Annotated in this window: 23 protein-coding genes; 16 read left to right on the top strand and 7 right to left on the bottom strand. The window is 62.2% G+C overall.

The genetic code is table 11. The features are described 5' to 3' along the window. Positions 1-251 precede the first annotated feature (251 nt). From leuA to EN990_RS16750, 4 genes are all read left to right on the top strand, one after another. Complete coding sequence (leuA, locus tag EN990_RS16765) at positions 252-1,991, top strand: 2-isopropylmalate synthase (RefSeq protein WP_127368847.1); 1,740 nt, start codon at positions 252-254, stop codon at positions 1,989-1,991. A gap of 184 nt (positions 1,992-2,175) precedes the next feature. Further along, positions 2,176-3,951: a hypothetical protein gene (locus EN990_RS16760; RefSeq protein ID WP_127368846.1), complete on the top strand. Its 1,776-nt coding sequence runs from the start codon at positions 2,176-2,178 to the stop codon at positions 3,949-3,951. Positions 3,952-4,148: 197 nt separating this feature from the next. Further along, complete coding sequence (locus EN990_RS16755) at positions 4,149-4,952, top strand: alpha/beta fold hydrolase (RefSeq protein WP_027162195.1); 804 nt, start codon at positions 4,149-4,151, stop codon at positions 4,950-4,952. Positions 4,953-5,065: 113 nt separating this feature from the next. Continuing rightward, positions 5,066-5,683 (top strand): hypothetical protein, encoded by a 618-nt coding sequence (locus tag EN990_RS16750; protein ID WP_013529921.1) that lies wholly within the window; start codon positions 5,066-5,068, stop codon positions 5,681-5,683. Here the strand turns inward: EN990_RS16750 and EN990_RS16745 are convergent. Next, positions 5,667-6,590 carry a metallophosphoesterase gene (locus tag EN990_RS16745; protein WP_013529920.1) on the bottom strand — a complete coding sequence of 308 codons (924 nt, stop codon included), beginning with the start codon at positions 6,588-6,590 and terminating at the stop codon, positions 5,667-5,669. The genes EN990_RS16750 and EN990_RS16745 overlap by 17 nt on opposite strands. Positions 6,591-6,643: 53 nt before the next feature. On the opposite strand from EN990_RS16745, the gene EN990_RS16740 reads away from it, so the two are divergent. After that, entirely contained in the window at positions 6,644-7,138 is a 495-nt protein-coding gene (locus tag EN990_RS16740; RefSeq protein ID WP_013529919.1) for an NUDIX domain-containing protein, read from the top strand. A 1-nt stretch (position 7,139) separates the two neighbouring features. Here the strand turns inward: EN990_RS16740 and EN990_RS16735 are convergent, their stop codons facing one another. Continuing rightward, positions 7,140-8,132: a glutathione S-transferase family protein gene (locus EN990_RS16735; protein ID WP_064994476.1), complete on the bottom strand. Its 993-nt coding sequence runs from the start codon at positions 8,130-8,132 to the stop codon at positions 7,140-7,142. 274 nt (positions 8,133-8,406) lie between these two features. Here EN990_RS16735 and EN990_RS16730 point away from each other — a divergent pair, with 274 nt between their 5' ends. The 6 genes from EN990_RS16730 (at position 8,407) to EN990_RS16705 (ending at position 13,236) form a co-directional block, all read left to right on the top strand. Then, a complete protein-coding gene (locus EN990_RS16730) occupies positions 8,407-8,943 on the top strand; it encodes an N-acetyltransferase (protein WP_013529917.1) in 537 nt (178 codons plus the stop codon). A 60-nt stretch (positions 8,944-9,003) separates the two neighbouring features. Beyond that, positions 9,004-9,765 (top strand): 3-hydroxyacyl-CoA dehydrogenase, encoded by a 762-nt coding sequence (locus EN990_RS16725; protein ID WP_013529916.1) that lies wholly within the window; start codon positions 9,004-9,006, stop codon positions 9,763-9,765. Positions 9,766-9,772: 7 nt separating this feature from the next. After that, on the top strand, positions 9,773-10,948 hold the full coding sequence (locus EN990_RS16720; protein ID WP_127370319.1) for a CaiB/BaiF CoA-transferase family protein: 1,176 nt from the start codon (positions 9,773-9,775) through the stop codon (positions 10,946-10,948). Positions 10,949-10,979: 31 nt separating this feature from the next. Next, positions 10,980-11,759, top strand: coding sequence for a HugZ family protein (locus EN990_RS16715; protein ID WP_127385377.1), 780 nt, complete (start codon positions 10,980-10,982; stop codon positions 11,757-11,759). A 152-nt stretch (positions 11,760-11,911) separates the two neighbouring features. Continuing rightward, positions 11,912-12,256 carry a metalloregulator ArsR/SmtB family transcription factor gene (locus tag EN990_RS16710; protein WP_013529913.1) on the top strand — a complete coding sequence of 115 codons (345 nt, stop codon included), beginning with the start codon at positions 11,912-11,914 and terminating at the stop codon, positions 12,254-12,256. A 164-nt stretch (positions 12,257-12,420) separates the two neighbouring features. Beyond that, positions 12,421-13,236: an RNA methyltransferase gene (locus EN990_RS16705; RefSeq protein ID WP_127370508.1), complete on the top strand. Its 816-nt coding sequence runs from the start codon at positions 12,421-12,423 to the stop codon at positions 13,234-13,236. Positions 13,237-13,328: 92 nt separating this feature from the next. Here EN990_RS16705 and EN990_RS16700 read toward each other — a convergent pair whose 3' ends face one another. Further along, entirely contained in the window at positions 13,329-14,465 is a 1,137-nt protein-coding gene (locus tag EN990_RS16700; RefSeq protein ID WP_024504506.1) for a hypothetical protein, read from the bottom strand. Positions 14,466-14,641: 176 nt separating this feature from the next. Further along, the gene (locus EN990_RS16695; RefSeq protein ID WP_224621527.1) at positions 14,642-15,178 is read right to left on the bottom strand and encodes an EipA family protein; all 537 of its coding nucleotides are present in this window, start codon (positions 15,176-15,178) and stop codon (positions 14,642-14,644) included. Between the two features lie 391 nt (positions 15,179-15,569). Here EN990_RS16695 and EN990_RS16690 point away from each other — a divergent pair, with 391 nt between their 5' ends. After that, positions 15,570-16,199 carry a histidine phosphotransferase family protein gene (locus EN990_RS16690; protein WP_024504504.1) on the top strand — a complete coding sequence of 210 codons (630 nt, stop codon included), beginning with the start codon at positions 15,570-15,572 and terminating at the stop codon, positions 16,197-16,199. Positions 16,200-16,437: 238 nt separating this feature from the next. Continuing rightward, positions 16,438-16,842 carry a response regulator gene (locus EN990_RS16685; protein ID WP_024504503.1) on the top strand — a complete coding sequence of 135 codons (405 nt, stop codon included), beginning with the start codon at positions 16,438-16,440 and terminating at the stop codon, positions 16,840-16,842. Between the two features lie 104 nt (positions 16,843-16,946). Here the strand turns inward: EN990_RS16685 and ctrA are convergent, their stop codons facing one another. Further along, on the bottom strand, positions 16,947-17,642 hold the full coding sequence (gene ctrA, locus EN990_RS16680; protein WP_006203583.1) for a cell cycle two-component system response regulator CtrA: 696 nt from the start codon (positions 17,640-17,642) through the stop codon (positions 16,947-16,949). Between the two features lie 452 nt (positions 17,643-18,094). Here ctrA and EN990_RS16675 point away from each other — a divergent pair, with 452 nt between their 5' ends. Next, positions 18,095-18,472, top strand: coding sequence for a flagellar export protein FliJ (locus EN990_RS16675; protein ID WP_013529907.1), 378 nt, complete (start codon positions 18,095-18,097; stop codon positions 18,470-18,472). Between the two features lie 97 nt (positions 18,473-18,569). Here the strand turns inward: EN990_RS16675 and EN990_RS16670 are convergent, their stop codons facing one another. After that, positions 18,570-18,968: a helix-turn-helix domain-containing protein gene (locus EN990_RS16670; RefSeq protein WP_127368630.1), complete on the bottom strand. Its 399-nt coding sequence runs from the start codon at positions 18,966-18,968 to the stop codon at positions 18,570-18,572. 90 nt (positions 18,969-19,058) lie between these two features. Between EN990_RS16670 and EN990_RS16665 the strand changes: the two genes are divergently transcribed. Further along, positions 19,059-19,985, top strand: a complete 927-nt coding sequence (locus tag EN990_RS16665) for an NADP-dependent oxidoreductase (protein ID WP_127368631.1) — start codon at positions 19,059-19,061, stop codon at positions 19,983-19,985. Between the two features lie 69 nt (positions 19,986-20,054). On the opposite strand, the gene EN990_RS16660 is transcribed toward EN990_RS16665, so the two are convergent. Continuing rightward, a complete protein-coding gene (locus tag EN990_RS16660; RefSeq protein WP_013529904.1) occupies positions 20,055-20,330 on the bottom strand; it encodes a DUF1153 domain-containing protein in 276 nt (91 codons plus the stop codon). A 289-nt stretch (positions 20,331-20,619) separates the two neighbouring features. Between EN990_RS16660 and mnmA the strand changes: the two genes are divergently transcribed. Continuing rightward, positions 20,620-21,810, top strand: coding sequence for a tRNA 2-thiouridine(34) synthase MnmA (gene mnmA / locus EN990_RS16655; RefSeq protein ID WP_127368632.1), 1,191 nt, complete (start codon positions 20,620-20,622; stop codon positions 21,808-21,810). Positions 21,811-21,845 lie beyond the last annotated feature (35 nt).

Genomic DNA, 21,845 nt, shown 5'->3' with positions numbered 1-21,845 from the left:
ACACGCGCGCCAGCAACGCTTCCCGTCCGACCGGTTTTTCCGGCGAGACCGTGCGCGCGCTGGCTTCGACCCTGCTTCTTCTCGGCCTTATCGGCGATCGCCGGGTTCGCTGAAGGAGCGCCCGGCGGTCGAACCGCCGCGCAAGCGCATGCTCCTTGGCAATCACATCAAGCGAACGAAATTCTGGTAAAGGCGCCGCTCGCCATCAATCCACCTGAAGGTGGATCCATGAGCCGCCGGGAGAAACGACGATGAACGCACGAGAAGAGATCCGCTCCGATGCCGCGGTAGCCGACACGGATTCGGCCAAAGGCATGCCCGACGCAGCCCGCAAATATCAGCCCTATCCGACCGTCGGTCTCACCGATCGCACCTGGCCCTCGAAGGTTATCGACAAGGCGCCGATCTGGTGCTCGGTCGACCTGCGCGACGGAAACCAGGCGCTGATCGATCCTATGGGCCATGAGCGCAAGGCACGCATGTTCGGCCTGCTGCTCGACATGGGCTTCAAGGAGATCGAGATCGGCTTCCCGTCGGCCTCCCAGACCGATTTCGACTTTGCCCGCTGGTGCATCGAGGAAGGCAACGTACCCGCCGATGTCTCGCTGCAGGTGCTGGTGCAGTGCCGGCCGGAGCTGATCACCCGCACCTTCGAGGCGCTGAAGGGCGCCACCAACCCGATCGTCCATTTCTACAATTCGACCAGCGAATTGCAGCGTCGCGTCGTCTTCGAGAAGGACGTCGGCGGCATCAAGCGGATCGCCACCGACGCCGCCAAGATGATCACCGACATGGCGGCCAAGGCCGGCGGAGGCTTTCGTTTCGAGTATTCGCCGGAAAGCTTTACCGGCACGGAGCTGGAAGTGGCGCTGGAGATCTGCAACGCCGTCACCGAGATCGTCAGGCCGACCGCTGACAACAAGCTGATCATCAACCTGCCCTCGACGGTCGAGATGTCGACACCCAACATCTATGCCGATCGCATCGAGTGGATGTGCCGCAACCTCGACAACCGGGAGAACCTGCTGGTCTCGCTGCATCCGCACAATGACCGCGGCACCGGCATCGCCACCACCGAGCTCGGCCTGATGGCCGGCGCCGACCGTGTCGAAGGCACGCTGTTCGGCAATGGCGAGCGCACCGGCAATGTCGACATCGTCACGCTGGCGCTGAACATGTACACGCAAGGTGTCGATCCGTTGATCGACTGCTCTGACATCAACCGGATGAAGGACGTCTATGAATATTCGAACCAGTTGAAGATCCCCGAGCGCCACCCCTATGTCGGCGAACTCGTCTACACCGCCTTTTCCGGTTCGCACCAGGATGCCATCAACAAGGGCATGAAGGCGCTGAAGAAGGCCAATACGAGCCTGTGGGAAGTGCCCTATCTGCCGATCGACCCGGCCGATGTCGGACGCAGCTACGAAGCCATCATCCGCATCAATTCGCAGTCCGGCAAGGGCGGCATCGCCTATGTGCTGCAGGCCGATTACGGCCTCAATTTGCCGCGCAACCTGCAGATCGAGTTCAGCCAGGAAATCCAGGCGATCACCGATGCCGAGGGCAAGGAAGTGCCGGCCAGGCGCATCTACGATCGCTTTCTCGAGACCTATGTCGACCAGCCCGGCGCGCGGCTGAAATTCCTCGATCACCACACCTATCCCAGCACCGAGATCAAGGGCCGGCGCGTCGTCGAGGCGGTCATCCTCGACAACGGCAAGGAACTGACGATATCGGGCACAGGCACCGGCCCGATCGACGGCTTCGTCGATGCGCTGTCACGTCATCTCGGTGTCGAGATGTCGGTGCTCGACTATTCCGAGCACTCGATGCAGCGCGGCTCGAACGCGTCGGCCATTTCCTATGTCGAGATGGAATATCCCGGCGGCAAGCTGTTCGGCGCCGGAATCAACACCAACATCGTCGCTGCCTCGCTGGAAGCAGTGATGTCCGCCGCCAACCGTATCGTCGGCAAAAAAGCCGGCTGACGCCCGACGGGAACAAAGATCGGAACCGTCCCAATCTGGTGATCGGTTCCGACCTTTCGGGCCGTTAACCACCGCGGAATTATCCGGTGGGTACGTGATCGCATAATGGGGTGTATACTTGTGTGGTGGTGCGGGACCTATATGATCGCGCCTCAACCTGTGCCGACTTCGAGAGGATCGACACTTGCAGCATGCCACGCCTGCCGCCCCCGCAGTGCGCGAGACACTGGAGCGACTGCTTGCCAGCCAAACGTTCGGCCGATCCGAACGCGCGCGCAAGCTGCTACGTTATCTTGTCGAACGTGAACAGGCCGGCGAAGCCGACAGGCTCAAGGGCTTTTCCATTGCCATGGATGTTTTCGGCAAGGACGGCGATTTCGACCCGTCCACCGATGCCGTGGTGCGGGTGCAGGCAGGCAGGCTGCGCGAGCTTCTGCAGCACTATTTCGCCAATGAGGGAATTGCCGAACCGGTCCGCATCGCCATTCCGCGCGGCGGCTATGTTCCTGCCTATGAATCGAATGCGATCCGCCTGCCGGATATTGCCGAGGCTGTTCCCGAACTCAGGCTGGACGGCGCCGCATCCGCCGATCGGTCAAACGAAGCCGGCACGGGCACGCCGGAGGCGATGTCTCTGACTTCCGTACCGACTTCGCCTGCCCCCTCGGTGGCGCGCCATCTCCGCTTTTTCTGGATGGCGATCGCGCTGGTCATCGCCATGTTGGGCGTACTGATTCTTCGCCAGGGCAGCACTGCCTTGCTGGCAGGCGGCGACATCTCGGCAACGCCGGAGACCGCTGGCGCAACCGCAAGCATCACATCGTCGGCAAGGGCTGACGCCCTGCCGCAAGTCTATATCGGACTCAAGGCTGACGGCTCCGACGCCAGCCGTGTCGCCGCATCGCTGCGCGCCGGCCTGAGTGGCTTCGATACGATCGACTTCATCGGCCGCGACACCGTCAACGATCCAGCCGACGACGCTGCGAGCTTCATATTCGACATCCTGCCCGGACCGGACGCGGGCGATATCACGATAGAACTGCAAAGCATGGCGTCCGGACGGGTGCTTCTATCGCGCAATCTCACCCCTGCCGACAGCGCACCTGCGGCGGTCGAAGACCGTATTGCCGACATGCTGAGCTCGGCACTCCCCGCCTCCGGCACCATCTACAACTATATCGAGCAGACCGGCACGCCAAACGGTCTGACGCAGTGCCTGCTGCTCAACGGCAAATATTACCTCGACCAGAACGCCAGGACCCATGAGGCGGCCTATCGTTGCCTCGAGAAGCTGGCCAATGGTGGAACCAAGTCCTCGCTCGTCTATTCGGAACTTGCTTCCCTGCATCTCGAGGCGGTGTCCGATCATTACGCCTATCCGCCCAACGCGACGATTGAAACAGCCGTCGAGTTTGCCCATCGCGGCGTGCAGATGGGTCCGACCAGCCCTTATGCGCATCGCGCCTACGGCTATGTCAGTTCGCGCCTCGGCAATACGGACGAATCAATCCGCTGGATGCGCAAGGCCTATGAACTCAACCCCTACGATCTCGGCATGGCCGCCGCTTACGGCTACGGGCTGATCTTCGCCGGACGATACGCCGAGGGAACGCCGATCCTCGATCATGCGGCGGAGACCTTCAGCGGACACCCGACATGGTGGGACTATGGGCTGTTCGTCGGTGAGCTCATGCTCGGCGACACGAACAAGGCAGTCGCGGCCAGCATGGCACTGAGAACGACGGCAACGAAATCACACTATCTGGCGGCACGGCTGATCGGCGCCAAGGCTGCCGGACAGGACCATCTGGTGAGCACGCTGCTGAAACAGTTGACCACCGAGTTCCCCAAATTTGCCGCCGATCCGCGGGCGACTTTCGTCGAGCGGAAATATCCGGCCGACCTGACCGACCGGCTGGTTCAGGCACTGCGCGCTGCCGGGCTCGGCAGCCCGAGCTGACACCATCGACGTCCGCGGACTGGCTGCGCCGTGTCCCGATGGGTTTACTGCGCTTCGATCGCCGAATGCCGGTTGATCCCCAAGTTCTGTACACAACCGTACAAATCGCGAAAATTTTACTGGTCATCATGTCGGACTAGGAGCAATTCAGCCACGATTGGTGTCGCGCATTCTGCAATAACAAAAAATCAGCTTTCATGACCGCATCACTTTTTGCCGCCGAAGAGGGTGTTGGCTCGAAGGCCATCGTCCTGCTGCACGGTTTCGGCGGCTGCCACGATGTATGGCGCGAGGTGATTTCCGCCCTGACGCCTTCCACGCATACGCTGGCCTATGATCTGCCTGGGCATGGGATGTCGCTCGACTTTCCCGCCGCCGGTCCGGCCAGGGTGGCGGCTAAGGCCGTGCTGACCGACCTCTCGGAGCGTCGGCTGAAGCGCGTTCATCTCGTGGGCCACTCGATGGGTGGTGCCGTGGCGGCGCTGATGGCGCTGGCCGAGCCCGAAAAGATAGCCTCGCTGACGCTTCTGGCACCGGGCGGCCTTGGCCCCGAAATCAACGGGCCGCTGTTGCGCCGCTATGCCGAAGCCGCGGATCGGTCCGAGATCCGCTCCTGCCTCTCCGTGATGTCGGGACCTTCTGCCCTGCCGCTCGAACATACGGTGGACATCCTTTGGGAAATGCGCAGGCGACCCGGCCAACTCGAAAAGCTGGTCGGGATCGCGGCCGCCATGACCGTGGACGATCGGCAAGGCGTCATCCCGCACGATCGCCTCGATCGGCTGAACATGCCGGTAATGGTGGCATGGGGAACCAGCGATGCGGTGCTGCCCTTTACCCAGGCGGATGACCTGCCGGCGCATTTTCACGTGCACCACGTGCTGGAGGCGGGCCATATGCTGGCCGAGGAAGCACCCGACCTCGTTGCCGAGATCATTCGCCGCAACACCAGCCGCCGCGCCAGGCCGCACCGCCAGAAATTCGCCGCCGCAGCAAGCTGACCTTTTCGCGCACGACGACCCTCCTGAGCATCCCGACGCCGTCGATCTCGCCAGTGCATTTTGCTGGCGGCTGTGTTAACCCAGTGTTAACCAAACCCACGAGGCAGACGCCGATGAAGGAAGCAGGCGAGAAGACCATCGACCAGTCGAAGAAACTGTCCGATGCCATCCGTGATGTCAAAAATGCCTTCGCCGACCGCGACGATGTCGTCGTCGACATGCGCGAGGCGCATCGCATGCGTCTCGATCTGCTTGCCGCCGAGCTGGCGCCGGTTTTTGCCGATGTTCCGGCCGACATGGACAATTTCGACTTTGTCGTCTCGTCGGGCTTGCAGCCGCGCCTGTGGATCGACGCCATCAGCCATGTCGCCATGGGGCGCGACCGCCGCACCTATCGCTTCCTCAAGGACACCCGCATCGGCCGGGTGGTGCTTGCCGAATCCACTGAGATGAAATCGGTTGCCGATTCCGTGACGCGCTATGTCGCCGAGCGCATCGTCGAGCGTCAGAGGATGCTGGAAGGCGGCGTCGAACCCGCCGTCGCCGGCCTGAAACGTGCGTATGTGCCAGAAGCCGAACCGCCGCTGCGCGCGACGGAGCGCGGCAAACGCTGGTCGGCCCTTCTGTCCGGGCTTGGCCTGGTCGCTGCCGGCGCACTGGTCGGCCTTGTGGTGTCGGTCGTCCTGTTCTGGGACCGCATCGTGGCCATGGTTGTCAATTTGCGGCCATAGCGGCCTCGGCGCCAAGCTCCACCGTCTGCAGATCGGATGGCGGTATGGACGGCCCGGTCAGGCCGCGCCGTGTCAGCCGGATCCGCCAGTTTCCCTTTTCACCGTCGATGTCGAACAGATTATACTGCGCCGCCGGGTGCTTGCCACCCGGCGCCTGGCCGGCGGCAGCGACACCGACCGCCGGGATCCTGACGCCTCGACCGCCGATGAAGAACAGCGACGGCAGATGCGAATGGCCGTGTAGCACAAGGTCGGCGCCATGGCGGCGAATGATCTTGTTGAAGCGGGCGATGCCGAACAGCCGCTTGTGCTGCGGGACCGCGCCGCGCACCGGCGGATGATGGATCATGATGACGCGGAACAGCCCCTGTCCGGCAGTGTCCTGGAGGATTTTGCCGAGCCTATCCCCCTGGCCTTCCATGAAAAACCCATTGGCCATGAAGGGTGCCGTGGCGCGCGCTGTCGAGACGCCGATCAGCGCGACATTGCCGCGTACACGCAGATAGGGGAAGGCGTTGCGGTCGACCGGCGTGTTGACGCCGTCGCCGCTCATCCACGCCGCCCAGGACCGGCAGACCTTGTCGAAGGCGCCCGGCACATAGGCGTCGTGATTGCCCGGAACGACCGAAACATCATGCGGCGGCCCCAGCGTCTCCAGCCAGTGCCTGGCCATCTCGATCTCGCCGTCGAGCGCCAGATTGACCAGGTCGCCGGTGACGGCGAGGTGATCAGGCGTGTTCGCCTTGATGTCGGCGACGATCGTGTCAATGACCGCATCATGCATATGGCGGCGGCGGTTGCGCTGCCAGTTGACATAGCCGAGCACGCGCTTGGAGGCGAGATCGCGATAGGATACATCGGGGAGCGGCCCCAGATGGACATCGGAAATATGCGCGAGCCTGAACATACAACCTTCATAGGCGACCCGCGCGCGGCTTTCCACCCACGGTTTCGCTATCAATGACGAGCCCTGAAGATGCCTTCCGCCAGACCGGCTGGCCAGGGTTGAGGGCCAGGCTGTTCCATCTCTATTTCGTGCTGCGGAGGCCGATGACGCTTGGCGTGCGCGGCCTGATCCACGACACAGCGTCCAGATCCGTCTTCCTTATTCGCCATACCTATGTACCGGGTTGGCAGCTTCCCGGCGGCGGCGTCGAAGTCGGCGAGACGATGAACGAGGCGCTGGCCCGTGAACTGGCCGAGGAAGGCAACATCGCTCTGACCGCCCCGCCGGTGCTCAAATCGATGCATTTCAACCGCCGCTCCAGCCACCGCGACCATGTCGGCTTTTATCTGCTCGAGCATTTCAGCCAGACGGCGCCGAAGCTGCCGGACCACGAGATCGCCGAAGCCGGCTTCTTCCCGCTCGACCGCTTGCCGCAGGGCACGACGCCGGCGACGCTGCGCCGGATCGCCGAGGTTTTTGACGGCGAGCAGCCCTCGCCCTACTGGTAGATCAGGCCGCCGCTTTCTCGAAGCGCGCCCGGTCATGCCGTGCGCCATAATCGAGATCCGGTCCGACAGGCACGATCCGCGTCGGATTGATCGTCTGGTGGCTGCCGTAATAATGCGCCTTGATGTGATGCATGTTCACCGTCCCGCCCACGCCAGGCACCTGATAGAGATCGCGCAGATAGTTGGACAGGTTCGGGTAGTCGGCGATGCGGCGCAGATTGCATTTGAAATGGCCGACATAAACCGGATCGAAGCGCACCAGCGTGGTGAACAGCCGCCAGTCGGCCTCGGTGATACGACCACCGACGAGATAGCGCTGTTTTGCCAGCCGCTCCTCCAACGTATCCAGCGCCGAAAACAGCTCGCCGAAAGCCTCTTCATAGGCGCGTTGCGTGGTGGCGAAGCCGGCGCGATAGACGCCGTTGTTGATGGCGGGATAGACCAGCGCATTGATGCGGTCGATCTCGCCGCGCAACGCCTTCGGATAGAAATCCAAGCTGGCGTCGCCCCATTCATCGAAGGCTGAATTCAGCATGCGGATGATTTCGGAAGACTCGTTGGAGACGATGGTCTGCTCCTTTTTGTCCCACAGCACCGGCACAGTCACCCTGCCCGAATAGGCGGGATCGGCCTTGGCATAGATCTGGTGCAGGAAGTCGAGGCCGTAGAGCGTGTCGCCCGTGGCGCCGTCCTCAGCTACGAACGTCCAGCCGTTGGCGCCCATGAAATGATGCACCACGGACACCGATATGATGCCCTCCAGCTTCTTCAGCGCGCGAAAGATCAACGTCCGGTGGGCCCACGGACAGGCAAGCGAGACATAGAGGTGATAGCGGCCGGGCTCGGCCTTGAAACCGCGCGTCCGGCCTTCGGCAGGCGCCCCGTCAACGGTGATCCAGTCGCGCCATTGCGACTGCGCCCGCACGAACCTGCCACCATTGTCCGCCGTATCGTACCAGCGGTCCTGCCATCTTCCTTCGACCAGCAATCCCATGCGAATCTCCTTGCGTCCTGTTGGTTGATGTAGGCGCAAGGCTGCCCTGTCGAAGACGTCAGGTGCTGAACAGACCGTCACTTGGCCGAAATGACGGACAGAAACGGCCGATTGCAGCGGCGGGAAATTGATGCTAGCGGACAATCCGCATGTTCGACTTTGCTTTGATCCGGTTTGACCGACGACGAAAGGGCGCCCGCGCTTGATGAAGCGCTGACTGGCGAATGCTGCCGTTTGCAGCAACCTTTCCTCCTTGTACCGGACCGCAAAGACCATGAGCCTTGCCGACGTGAAATACCTGCCGGAAACCCCGGCGCACGACCCCGAGATCGAAGCCATCAACGACGAAGCCTTCGGGCCCGGCCGCTTTGTGCTGGCCGCCTACAAGATTCGTGAGGCCGGAGGGCACGAGCGCTCGCTGTCCTTTGTCGCCGTCAATGGCGACATCGTCGTCGCCTCGGTGCGCATGACCCGCATCGCCGCCGGTGCCGGCCGCGCATTGATGCTCGGGCCGCTCGCCGTGCGGCCGGCCTTCAAGAATCTCGGCATCGGCCGCCGGCTGGTGGCGATCGCGCTCGAGGCCGCTGCCCGGGCCGGCGCACCTGCCGTCATGCTGGTCGGTGACGAGCCCTATTACGGGCCGCTCGGTTTCAAGCGGATTCCGCGCGGCCAGATTTCGATGCCGCGCCCCGTCGACCTCGACCGGCTGCTGTCGCACGAGATCGCGCCGGGCGCGGTCGCCAGGCTCTTGGGCGAGGTCTGCCACGCCGATCAGGCCAGGGTGACCGATCCTACCGCGGCGATGGCTTGACCTTTCCCATCGATCTGGCGCCTGATCCGTCCACTGTTCCTGAGATCAAAGGATGACGTCATGAACCCGAACGGCCAGATCGCGATCGTCACCGGCGGCGGCTCCGGCCTTGGCGAGGCAACGGCGCGCGCGCTGGCCACCAAGGGAGCCCGCGTCGCCATCTTCGATGTCGGTATTGACCGCGCGGCCAAGGTCGCGGCCGAGATCGGCGGTATTGCCGTCCAATGCGACGTCAGCAGCGCCGACAGTGGGACTGCTGCCCTCGCCGACGTCGCCGCCAAGCTTGGCGAGCCGCGTATCCTGATCAATTGCGCCGGCATCGCCATCGGCGTGAAGACGATCGGCAAGGATGGTCCCCATCCGCTTGATCAGTACCGCAAGGTGATCGAGGTCAATCTGATCGGCACGTTCAACATGATCCGCCTCGTCGCCGAACGCGCGTCGAAGCTCGAGCCGCTGCCGGGCGGCGAGCGCGGCGTCATTGTCAACACCGCTTCGGTTGCCGCCTATGATGGCCAGATCGGGCAGGCCGCCTATGCGGCGTCCAAGGGCGGCGTCGTCGGCATGACGCTGCCGGTGGCGCGCGACCTTGCCCGTTCCGGCATCCGCGTCTGCACCATCGCTCCCGGCATCTTCAAGACGCCGATGATGGCCGGCATGCCGCAAGAGGTGCAGGATTCACTGGGCGCCGCCGTGCCCTTCCCGTCGCGCCTGGGCGAACCGTCCGAATATGCCGCTCTCGCCCTGCACATCATCGAGAACCAGATGCTGAACGGCGAGACCATTCGCCTCGACGGCGCCATTCGCATGGCGCCGAAATAAACCGGTCATGAGCGCCGGCCTGTCCGCTGCCGCTAAAACCGGTCCGCTGACCGGGCTGAAGGTGATCGAGATGGCCGGGCTCGGCGCCGTGCCGCTGGCCGGCCTGATGCTGTCGGAGATGGGCGCGCAACTGTTGCGTATCGAACGGGCGGGGACGAGCCAGCTCCTGCCGCTGCCGGATGAGTATAACATCGACCGCCATGGCCGCGCCGTGCTGCGCCTCGACCTGAAGCGCCGTGAAGGCACCGATCTGTTGCTGCGCCTTGCCGAAAAGGCGGACATGTTGCTCGAAGGCTTTCGTCCGGGCGTCATGGAGCGGCTCGGCCTCGGCCCGGAAACGGTGCTGGCGCGTAACCCGGCGCTGATCTACGGCCGTATGACCGGCTTCGGCCAGGACGGCCCGCTCGCCGGCCGCGCCGGCCACGACATAACCTACCTCGCCTATAGCGGCGTGCTGCACGCCATCGGCCATGCCGGCGGCCGTCCCGTCACGCCGCTCAACCTCGTTGCAGACTATGGCGGTGGCGCCATGATGCTGGTTGCCGGTGTGCTGGCCGCCCTGTTCCAACGTTCGCGCACAGGCAAGGGTGAAGTTATCGACGCCGCGATGGTCGATGGCGCTTCGATGCTGGCGGTGCCCCTGCACGCCTTGATGGCGGCCGGCTTGTGGAGCGATAAGCGTGGCGCGAACCTGCTCGATTCCGGCGCCCCGTTCTACGACACCTATGAGACGTCGGACGGACGCCATATCGCCATCGGCTGTCTCGAGCCGCAATTCTTCGCCGAATTCGCCAGGCTGCTGCCGCTCGACGAGCGCTTTGCATCCGGCCAGTACGACAAGGCCCTGTGGCCGCCGATGCGCGCCGCCATTGCCGATCGGATCCGGCAGAAACCACGCGACGACTGGGACCGGTTGTTCGCGCAAACCGATGCCTGCGTTGCACCCGTTCTGTCGCTGCAAGAGGCAAAGCACCACCCGCACAATCGGGCACGCAACGCCTCTGTGACGGCAGGTGCATTTGAGCGCCCGGCCCCGGCCCCGCGTTTCTCGAGTTCGCAACCGACATTGGCCACTATGCCCGGCGATGAGGATTTGTTGCCGTCGACAATGCTGGCACGTTTCGGCTTTGCGAAAGCCGAGATCGACGACCTTGTCAAATCCGGCTTGCTGACCGATAACTAGAGAACAAAAATCAACTTACTGCGGTGCTGCCTTGGACGAGCCGAAGAAGGACGTGATCCGTGAGACGGACGCCGAAGCGATCCGGCTGGCGAAGACGCTTCTGCGCAGCGCCCGCTTTGGCGCCCTGGCGGTGATCGAACCGCAAACCGGCTCGCCGCTGGCCAGCAGGGTTGGCGTGGCCACCGACATCGACGGCGCACCGCTGATCCTGGTGTCGATGCTTTCGGCGCACACCGGCGCGCTGCTTGCCGACCCGCGCTGTTCCCTGTTGCTCGGCGAACCAGGCAAGGGCGACCCGCTGGCGCACCCGCGCCTGACACTGGTCTGCCAGGCGGTAAGGATCGAGCGCGGATCGGCCGAACACGCCCGCACCGAGCGCCGTTACCTCAATCACAATGCCAGGGCGAAACTTTACGCCGGTCTCGGTGACTTTTCGATCTTTCGCCTCGATCCGCAACGCGCCAGCCTCAACGGCGGCTTCGGCAAGGCCTATCAGCTCGACCGATCGGATCTGCTCGCCAGCGGACCGGTCGTCGAGGAACTCGCGGCGCGCGAACAATCGGCCATCGACCACATGAACGCCGACCATCTCGACGCGATCGCCGTTTACGCACAGCATTTCGCCAAAGTATCCGGCAACGGCTGGCGTATTGCCGGATTCGATGCCGATGGCATGGATCTGGTGTCGGGCGACGATGCTTGCCGGGTCTTTTACCCGCAACCTCTGGGCGCAGCAGGTGAATTGCGGCACGTTCTGGTCGATATGGCGAGGGCGGGCCGAGCCATTGTCGACGCCGAGACTGAGACTTAATTATGCTGGATCAAAAGCAACACTTGAGATTTAGGTGAAATGCTCTACCTTTTAGTGACGCTGAATCGCCAGCGCCGATCGATAAGTGAATTTATGGAATCAGACGCCATTGCCCCCATGGCGTCGGGATGAACAGGAAGCATGGGGGATCGATGGTCTCGACAAAGCTAATCGTGAACGCCGAATCGGCGGCAGAGTTTCTCATGCTGATGGGCAATGAGAAGCGACTGTTGATCATGAGCTACCTCGCCGAAGGTGAAATGTCGGTGGGAGCCATAGCCGAGAAGGTGATGCTCAGCCAATCCGCCCTGTCCCAGCATCTCGCCAAGTTGCGGGCGCTCGACCTTGTCGACACCCGCCGCGACCGGCAGATGATTTACTACTCCTGCAAATCCGACGCCGTGCGAGAACTGCTTGTCATGCTGGACGGCATTTTCGGCAGCGGCAAGGATGACCTGTCCCAGATGGCGCACCGCTTGCGCCGTGCTGGAACCTGACCACACAGCCGCCGATCTCGCCGGCGATTCAGAGCGACATGCGCCGATTTGGGGCGCACAAAGCTGGCTGATTGTCCCGAATTGTCGCATCGTGCTTTCCAAACAAGGTGAGCGCCGGGAAGCGGTCCGGATTTTCGGGCCGATGCGACGGTCGCGAGGAATGCATGGATCCCATTCGCATCGACGACCCGCAAGATCCGCGCGTCGCTGCCTATCTCGACATTCGCGAGCGTGACCTCGCCGGCCGGCAAGGCCGCTTCGTCGCCGAAGGCAAGGTGGTGCTCGACCTGTTGCTCACAACTGGACGCTTTGCCGCCGAATCGGCCCTCGTCCTGGAAAACCGGCTGGCGGGTCTCGACAAGATCCTGAGCAAGGCGCCCGCCGACCTCCCGGTCTATGTGGCCACCAGCGCTGTGATGGACGCAATCGCCGGATTTCACATGCATCGCGGCATCCTGGCCATGGGCCGCAAGGGAGCGCCGCAGCCGGCCGAAGCCCTGCTCGATGGCTTGCCGCCTCGTGCGCTGGTCGTGGTGCTCGTCGGCATCGCCAACCATGACAATGTGGGCTCGATCTTCCGCAACGCCGCCGCCTTTGGCGCTGACGCGGTTTTGCTGGATGCGACGTGCTGCGACCCGCTCTATCGCAAGGCGATCCGCGTTTCGGTCGGCGCCGCGCTCAAGATCCCGTTCGCATCGTTCACCGACACCGCCGGCTTCACAACGATGCTCGCCCGACGTGGCTTCGAACAATTCGCGCTCTCGCCACGCGGGAAGACCGACATCCGCGATGCGCAGCGCAGCGAGCGCCTGGCGCTCTATCTCGGCACCGAGGGCGAAGGCTTGCCGGACGACCTGCTCGCAAGCCTGCACGACGTGCGGATCACCATGGCGGAAGGCTTCGACAGCCTGAATGTCGCCGCGGCTTCAGCCATCGCGCTGCATCATTTTTCGGCTAGAGCAATTCTAGGAAAAGTGTGAAGCGGTTTTCCGTCCAGAATTGCGTCAAAGCGAAGAATTAGGGCATTTCGCCGTTTCCGTGAAACGGTGAAATGCTCTAAGGAGACCTGATCTCAGCTTGTCGCGTCAGCCTTCTGCAGCGCGCGCACGCGGTCGGCAAGACTGCGGTCACCGTTGCCGGAGCGTGCGTCCGACGGTACCGCCAATGCCATGGCGATCGGCGAACCAGGCCCCTCGAGCTTGGCCGTCAGATGGACGACCTCCGCCGCCAGCTCGTTCATCTGCTCGCGCAAGGCGGAGCTGCTGTCAGTGGCCTTGGAGGCGGCCAGTGCGGTGAGATCCGCCTTCAGCCGTTTGTTCTCGCGCGCCAGCGCCGTCAGCCTCGCCTCGAGCTGCTCACGGTCGCTGTCGAGCTTGGCGATTGCCTTGTCGAAATCATCGCTCCTCGCGACATCGCCGCCCTTGCCGACCAGCCGCAAGGCTGGCGCGCTGTCCTCGGATTTCGATCTTTCGCGCATGCGTGCCAGTTCCTTTTCGCGGCGATCGAGTTTGTCTTCTCGATCGGCAAGTGTGGCCAGCAGCCGTTCGACCTTCTTGTCGAGCTCGGCGGTCTTTTTCTTCTCGGCTTTCAGGGCGTCCCGCGCGGCCTTGCTTTCGGCCGCGATTTCCTGGCCGCGCCTGTCGGCTTCCTTGCGCTGGCCGCGCAGCATCGCAATGTCGCTGGCGAGTTTCTGCATTTCGGATTCTCGCGCCACGAGCTCGATCTGCCGGCTGCTCGAGGAAAAACTGGCGTCGTCATACATGCGCTCCAGCTTTTCCAGCTCAAGTGCGCGCTTTTCCAGCTTGCGTTCGGTTTCCTTCAGACGCTCCGAAAGCTGCTGCAACTCGCCCTCTCGCTGACGCAGCGCTTCGTTCTTCGCGCCCAGCTCGGTCAGCGCCTGGTTCTTGTCCGTCCGCTCGACCGCCAGGCCCTTCATGGCCTCGCGACCGCGATTGATCTCGACCAGTTGTTCGGCCGCCTTCTCACGCAACGCCTTGACGCTGATTTCCAGGCGGCGCGTCGTCATGGCGTATTCGGCGCGGATGCGATCCTTGTCCGCCTGGATCTCGGTCTGCGTCAGAGGGATCGAGGATTCGATGCGTTTGCGTGTAAGCGCGACCGCACGACGCCATATGGCCGGAGCCACCATGAGCGCCAGAAAGCCAGCGCAGAGAAAGCCGAGGACGAAGAACAGGACCGACTGGACCAAGTGACTACCCGTTGTGGCCGGCAAGCATCAAAAGCGCATAGACCGCTTTGACTGTGCCACGTTGACATGGCGGAAATCCAGCGTTGCGGCAAGGGTTTGCCGCAACGGTACGAGTTTAATGCATGTCGACCCAAAAGCGGTCCCGGATTTGGACAACGACAGTCAAGGACTTCAGCCTAGAACGGATTCCAGGTGGCCCGCTCGGTAAGCTTCAGATAGCCGAGATTGACGCCGAGCCGAGCACCGACGCCGGTGCGGATCGGCACCAGGAGAACATTGTTGTTCTTCAGCACGTTGAAGCCGACGCCCGCCACCACATAGGCTGAACCGGCAACGCCGCCATAGCGGTTGTAGAGGCTGCCCACATCATCGAGATTGTAGACCAGCATCATCACCCGCGACCCCTCGCCGCCGAAATCCCAGCCGAGCGACGGGCCTTGCCAGAACACTTTGTGGTCGCCGGCATTCTTGGTGTAGAGCGTGCCTTCGCCATAGGTCAGGCCACCGATCAGCGCACCGGAGCCCTCTTCGCCCAGCAGATAGCCGTTGGGCAGGCCGTAGGAGGCAAAAATCTTCTCTATCACCGTGGCGAGTCCGCCCGATGTGGCGCCAAAAAATTTGTGACCGGAATCGACAATCTCCTGAGCGGTGTATTCCTGGGCCCGCAGGGCTGAAGTCGAGAAGACGAGAACGCCCAGGAGCGTGACCGCCATTGAGAAGACACGGAGAAAGCTCCGGTCGTAGTATCGGGAAAACATGCTTCCAATCTCCGTCAGGGAGCACCTTCGCCGACGCCTCGCACCCCGTACGGCTCTTTTAGCCGGCCGTTAAGGGTAACTGTTAGGGGCAAACTATGCCGTAATCCTTTTTCAACCATTAAGCTCCCACATGAACATGGCGGTTCGAAGGCTGTTTGGGGTCGCTCAATTGGGGTCGGCAGCCTGCGTGAACACGCCATTTGCCACAACCACAATTTGGATTTGTTGCTGCACGCACGGGCGCTGTGTATTCAGAAAGCCTGAGGAGAGAGTGCGTGATTCGTGTGGCAGGCGACGATCGATCGCCCGGCCATGAGTTGTGAGATTTTGCAGGGATTTTTCGCCGATGGCCGATCTGTTCACCCTTTCCGCACCCGATCTGGCAGCGCTTTTGTGCAGCCGGGTCTGCCACGATATCATCTCGCCGGTCGGCGCGATCAACAACGGGCTCGAATTGCTTGATGAAGGCGGCGCCGATGAGGACGCCATGAAGCTGATCCGTCAGAGCGCCCGCAACGCTTCGGCCCGCCTTCAGTTCGCCCGCATCGCCTTCGGTGCCGCCGGTTCGGCCGGCATGTTGATCGATACCGGCGATGCCGAAGCGGTCGCCATCGCCTTCCTCAAGAACGAAAAGCCAGAACTGACCTGGAACGGGCCCCGCGCGTTGCTGCCCAAGAACAAGGTCAAGCTGCTGCTCAACCTGATCCTCGTCGCCAATGCCGCCATTCCGCGCGGCGGCAAGCTTTCCGTGACGCTGGAAAACCTTGAGACCGAGCCGCGATTCGCGCTTGCGTCGGCTGGCCCGATGCTGCGGGTGCCGCCGAAATTCCTCGAACTGCATTCCGGCCACAAGCCGGAGGAGCCGATCGACGCGCATTCCGTGCAGCCCTATTACACGCTGCTTCTGGCGCGCGAAGCCGGCATGACGATATCGATCCACGCGACGCCGGAAGAAATCGTGCTTTCGGCGGCCTGATGCGCAGCCGATAAAGCGAAGTATTTTTTCATTTAACGCTGTAATTCCAGCTCATCGACTTGAAATGCGTCCGGTCGTTCAGGCGGTGCCAAAGCATTCGTGAATAAAAGTAGGCACCTGCCCATCTTTGTAAAAATTTTACCTAACGCCTTTTCGGCTTCTTTACCAGATTGGCCTATGGTGCGTCCTGGATGCCCCCGACGCTACCGGACTGCCAGAAGGCAAAGAGGACCCGGAAATGAAACGCTGCATGTTCGTCGACGATTCAAGCGTTATCAGGAAGGTTGCAAAACGCATCCTGGGCGGCTCCGAAATGATTGTCATCGAGGCCGCCAGCGGACTTGACGCGCTGGAGATGTGCGCCGCCGACATGCCCGACATCATCGTCGTCGATGGCGCCTTGCCCGACGTACCGGCGGTCGATCTCATCCGTCGCGTCCGCGCCATGGAGAGCCCGATAAGGCCGCAGATCCTGATTTCCCTGGTCGAGCTCGATATTGCTTCGATCATGCGGGCCAAGCGAGCCGGCGCCCAGGGCTATCTCTTGAAGCCGTTCAACCGCCCGCAGCTGCTCGAGCGCTTTCGCACCTTGAAGAGCGCACCTGATTCGGCATCCTTGAGCAACTCCAGAAAAAGTGCGTGACGGTCTTCTGCTCGGAAGCCCAAAAGCAGACCGTTACCAGCCCATCATGCAAAAACCCGGCCGAAGCCGGGTTTTTTATTGAAAAGATTCGAACGATTCGTCGCTCAGGCGCTGACGCGAATGTCTTCCGGTTCGCGCAGCACATAGCCGCGACCCCAGACCGTTTCGATGTAGTTCTGACCGCCCGATGCCGCGTCGAGCTTTTTGCGCAGCTTGCAGATGAAGACGTCGATGATTTTCAGCTCAGGCTCGTCCATGCCGCCATAGAGGTGGTTGAGGAACATTTCCTTGGTCAACGTGGTGCCCTTGCGTAGCGAGAGCAACTCCAGCATCTGGTATTCCTTGCCGGTCAGGTGCACGCGCTGGCCGCCCACTTCGACTGTCTTGGCATCGAGGTTGACCACCAGGTCGCCGGTGGTGATGACCGACTGGGCGTGGCCCTTGGAACGCCGCACGATGGCATGAATGCGGGCAACCAGCTCGTCCTTGTGGAATGGCTTGGTCATGTAGTCGTCTGCGCCGAAGCCGAGGCCGCGCACCTTGTCCTCAATGCCGGCCATGCCGGAGAGGATGAGAATAGGTGTTTTGACCTTGGAAAGGCGAAGCGTTCTCAAGACCTCGTAGCCTGACATGTCAGGCAGGTTGAGGTCGAGAAGAATGATATCGTAGTCGTAGAGCTTGCCTAGATCGACGCCCTCTTCACCGAGATCGGTCGTGTAGACGTTGAAACTTTCCGATTTCAGCATCAGTTCGATGCTTTGTGCGGTTGCACTGTCATCTTCTATCAGCAGAACACGCATTTTATTCCCCTTTTCTGCTGCCGGACCATTTCACGACCCGTCCGGACCCGGAGCAGTGGTTGCCTTGTGCAGAGGCTGCCATTGAATGGTTAACAAATCCTAATTTCCCGTCCATGACGGTACCAGATTTTTTAACCTCTTTCTACACCCTCTTGAATCTAATAACGAATCTCAGAACCAAATTCCTAATGCAACACATTAACAACCTGGACTAAGCGACTCCAGGGACTCATCGACGTCGCTTCCGCATCGGTGGCCGGAATTTTTACCCGGCCTTAAGTCCTGACCCGTATGATTAACAATGCCCGTAAACGAATGGTTACCGCCGGCAAAAAACTTTAGGGTTTTGTTTCCCATAGTTGGGGGAAAGCCGGTGGACACGGGTGCGGCCTGGGCGTTTCCAGGTGGTTTGGACGATAAGTGCGGGTGTGCGTTTCCGGGAGTACCGAATCATGAAGTCACGTGAAAACCTCGTTCGGCTGAAACAGTTTCAGGTGAATGAGAAGCGGCGGCAGCTGCTGCAGCTCGACATGATGATCGCCGAGTTCGAACGCATGGCCGTCGAGCTGGAGCTTCAGATTACCGCCGAGGAAAAGAAGGCCGGCATCACCGACATCAACCATTTCGCCTATCCGACCTTCGCCAAGGCGGCTCGCCTGCGCCGCGACAATCTCAGGAATTCCCAAAGCGACCTCGCCCAGCAGCGAAGCGCCGCCGAATCATTACTCGGCGAAGCTGAAGCGGAGCTTTCCAAAGCGGAAATGCTGGAATCGCGCGACACGAAGATCCGCGAAGCCGAAGTCGGTGGCCGCAGCGCCATGATCGGCTAAAACCCTGCCCTTGGCGACGTCAACGCTCGCCATCGGACTGGCGCATTGTCGCGGCTTGCGGCCCGGCGGGAATACGCCCAGAAGAATGAAAACCGCCCTACGCGGCCCAATCCCCTTCATTCTCGGCAATTGCCTTTGCACGGGCATCCTTGATATCCGGCGCATGCTGCTCCGCCCATGACCTGATCTGGGTAAGCAGTCCCGCCAGGTTCTGACCGAGCTCGGTCAATTCATATTCGACGCGCGGCGGAATGACCGGAAAGATCTCGCGCCGTACCAATCCGTCGCGCTCGAGCACGCGCAGCGTCTGCGTCAGCATCTTCGGCGTGATGCCGTCAAGCTTCCGGGCAAGCTCGCCATTGCGCAGCCGGCCTTTGCGCAGCGCGCAAACCACCAGATAGACCCATTTGCTGGCCAGCATCTCCAGCACCGTGTGCGAAGGACACGTCCGCCGGAACGCGTCATAGCCGAAACCGCAATCATCTTCACTATCCATGAGGTGCGTATGTATCAGGAAGGTACATACTGGACAAGGGGCTATTACTATCCAAATGATAGTGGCATCAACCGAGCAGGAGACATCTCAATGCGTGCCGCTATCCAGAATTCCGTCGGCGGACCCGACGTCCTTGTCATCGCCGATCAGCCCGATCCCACGCCAGAGGCCGGCGAAGTGCTGGTCGGTGTCAAGGCCGCGGGCATCAATCCGGTCGATGGCGCCGTCCGTGCCGGCTACTACCCCTTGCTCGGCGAGCCGCCCTTCATCCTGGGTTGGGATATCTCGGGAACTGTCGAAGCACTCGGCGCCGGCGTCACCGGCTTCAAGATCGGCGACGAGGTGTTCGGGATGCCGCGCTTTCCCAAGCAGGCCGCCGCCTATGCCGAGTTGGTTGCCGTACCTGCCGATCAAATCACACTGAAGCCGAAGGGCGCGGGCCACCTCGAGGCAGGCGCCTTGCCGCTGGCCGGCCTCACCGCCTGGCAAGGGCTTGTTCGCCACGGCGGGCTGAAATCGGGGCAGCGCGTATTGGTGCATGCGGGAGCCGGCGGCGTCGGTCATCTGGCGGTGCAGATCGCCAAGGCGCGCGGCGCCTACGTCGTCGCCACGGCCAGCCCGGGCAAGCTCGATTTCGTCCGCAAACTTGGCGCCGACGAGGTCATCGACTACACCAAGGGCGATTTCACCGACCAGGTTCGCGACATCGATCTGGTGCTGGATCCAATGGGGGGCGACCACGCCCAACGCTCACTGAAGGTGCTCAAGCGTGGCGGCGTGCTGGTGTCATTGCTCGATGTCAGCGACGACACCAGGGCGCAGGCCAGTGCGCGCGATATTCGGGTCGAGCGTATGTCGGTCGTGCCCGACAGGGAGGGCCTGCTGGAACTGGCTCGGTTGATCGATGCCAACAAGATCACCGTCCATGTGGCGAAGAGCTTCCCACTGGACCAGGCGGGGGCCGCTCACGCCTTCCTTGCCACCAAGCCGATCGGCAAGGTTGTGCTGTCGCTCTGAGCGGAACGGTGACCGTGAAAAACAGAAGGGCGCGGGGTTAGCCGCGCCCTTCATCTAAATTCGCAACGGTCAGTGCCGGTATTGCTGGATGCGTGTCGTGCGCAGCCCGGCAAGGCCGTATTCGTCGATCGACGCCTGCCAGGACAGGAATTCCTCGGTGGTGAGCTTGTAGCGTTGGCATGCCTCGTCCAAGCTCAAAAGCCCGCCGCGCACGGCCGCAACCACTTCCGCCTTACGCCGGATAACCCAGCGACGTGTATTGGTCGGCGGCAGATCGGCAATCGTAAGAGGGCTGCCGTCAGGCCCGATAACATATTTGACTCTCGGTCTAACCAGATCGGTCATCGTACTCTCTACAAAAAACTCAAAGACCCAATCCCCGCCACGTTACCGCCACAGCTTTAAAAATTGCCTAAGCAGACCCTAATGACTAGGTAAGGATCATGAACGCCGCGTTAGTCTTTTCGCCGGCATTTGAAACATCTGCCCGCAAACCCTGATTTGCCGGGGGAAAATGCATCCATTGGCGAAGATCGGCCACAAACGGTGAATCGCCCTGCACGCTGGCGCGCCGGTAAAGCTTGACCTATATTCTCGACATTGGCATTGAGGCGCCGCGCAGAACGAAAGCATCATGAACAGTCTCGATCTTCCCGGACGTCCCGAAAACACCCGCATCGTCGTCGCCATGTCCGGCGGTGTCGATTCATCGGTCGTCGCCGGCCTGCTGAAACGCGAGGGCTACGACGTTGTCGGCGTCACCTTGCAGCTCTACGACCACGGCGCGGCGACGCACCGGGCCGGCTCATGCTGCGCGGGGCAGGACATCGACGATGCCCGCCGTGTCTCCGAGACGCTCGGCATCCCCCATTATGTGCTCGACTACGAGGAACGCTTCCGCAAGGCGGTCATCGATCCCTTCGCCGAAAGCTACGTCGCCGGCGAGACGCCGATCCCGTGCGTTTCCTGCAACCAGACGGTGAAGTTCGCCGACCTCCTGGCCACCGCCAAGGAGCTCGGCGCCGACGCGCTGGCCACCGGCCACTACATCCGTTCCGGCGCCAATGGCGCCCAGCGCGCGCTCTACCGTCCGGTCGACGCCGAGCGTGACCAGAGCTATTTCCTGTTCGCCACCACGCAGGCGCAAATCGATTATCTGCGCTTTCCCCTCGGCGGCCTGTCGAAGCCTCAGGTTCGCGCCATCGCTGAGGAGATGGGGCTGGCGGTTGCCACCAAGCAGGACAGCCAGGACATCTGCTTCGTGCCGCAGGGCAAGTATTCCGACATCATCGCCAAGCTGAAGCCAACTGCGGCCAATCCGGGCGACATCGTCCACATCGACGGCCGCGTGCTCGGCCGCCATGAGGGCATCCTGCGCTACACGATCGGCCAGCGCCGTGGCATCGGCATCGCTTCCGGCGAGCCGCTTTACGTCGTCCATCTCGATGCCGACCGGGCTCGCGTCGTGGTTGGCCCGCGCGAGGCGCTGGAGACGCACAAGATCTATCTGCGCAATATGAACTGGCTGGGCGACGGACCGCTCACAGACGTCCCTGCCGGCGGCCTGGAACTGTTCGCCAAGGTCCGCTCGACGCGGCCGCCGCGCCCGGCCGTGCTGCATCATCGTGCCGGTGCCACATGGGTGGAGCTGGTCGACGGCGAGTCCGGCATCGCGCCGGGCCAGGCCTGCGTGCTCTACTCCGATGACGGCAACGAGGCCCGCGTGTTCGGCGGCGGCTTCATCGAGCGATCGGAGCGTGGCGCCGAGGCCGAGGCCATGCTGACCCGGCTTGCCGCCCGGCCGGCCCAGATTCCCGCGGAATAGGATTCCCGCGGAATAAGATTCTTGCCGAATAAGTT

The organism is Mesorhizobium sp. M7A.F.Ca.US.005.03.1.1 (assembly GCF_003997975.1).
Lineage (GTDB): Bacteria > Pseudomonadota > Alphaproteobacteria > Rhizobiales > Rhizobiaceae > Mesorhizobium > Mesorhizobium ciceri.
Note: the sequence above shows the minus strand (reverse complement) of the source record. Positions and strands in the feature narration are given on the sequence as shown.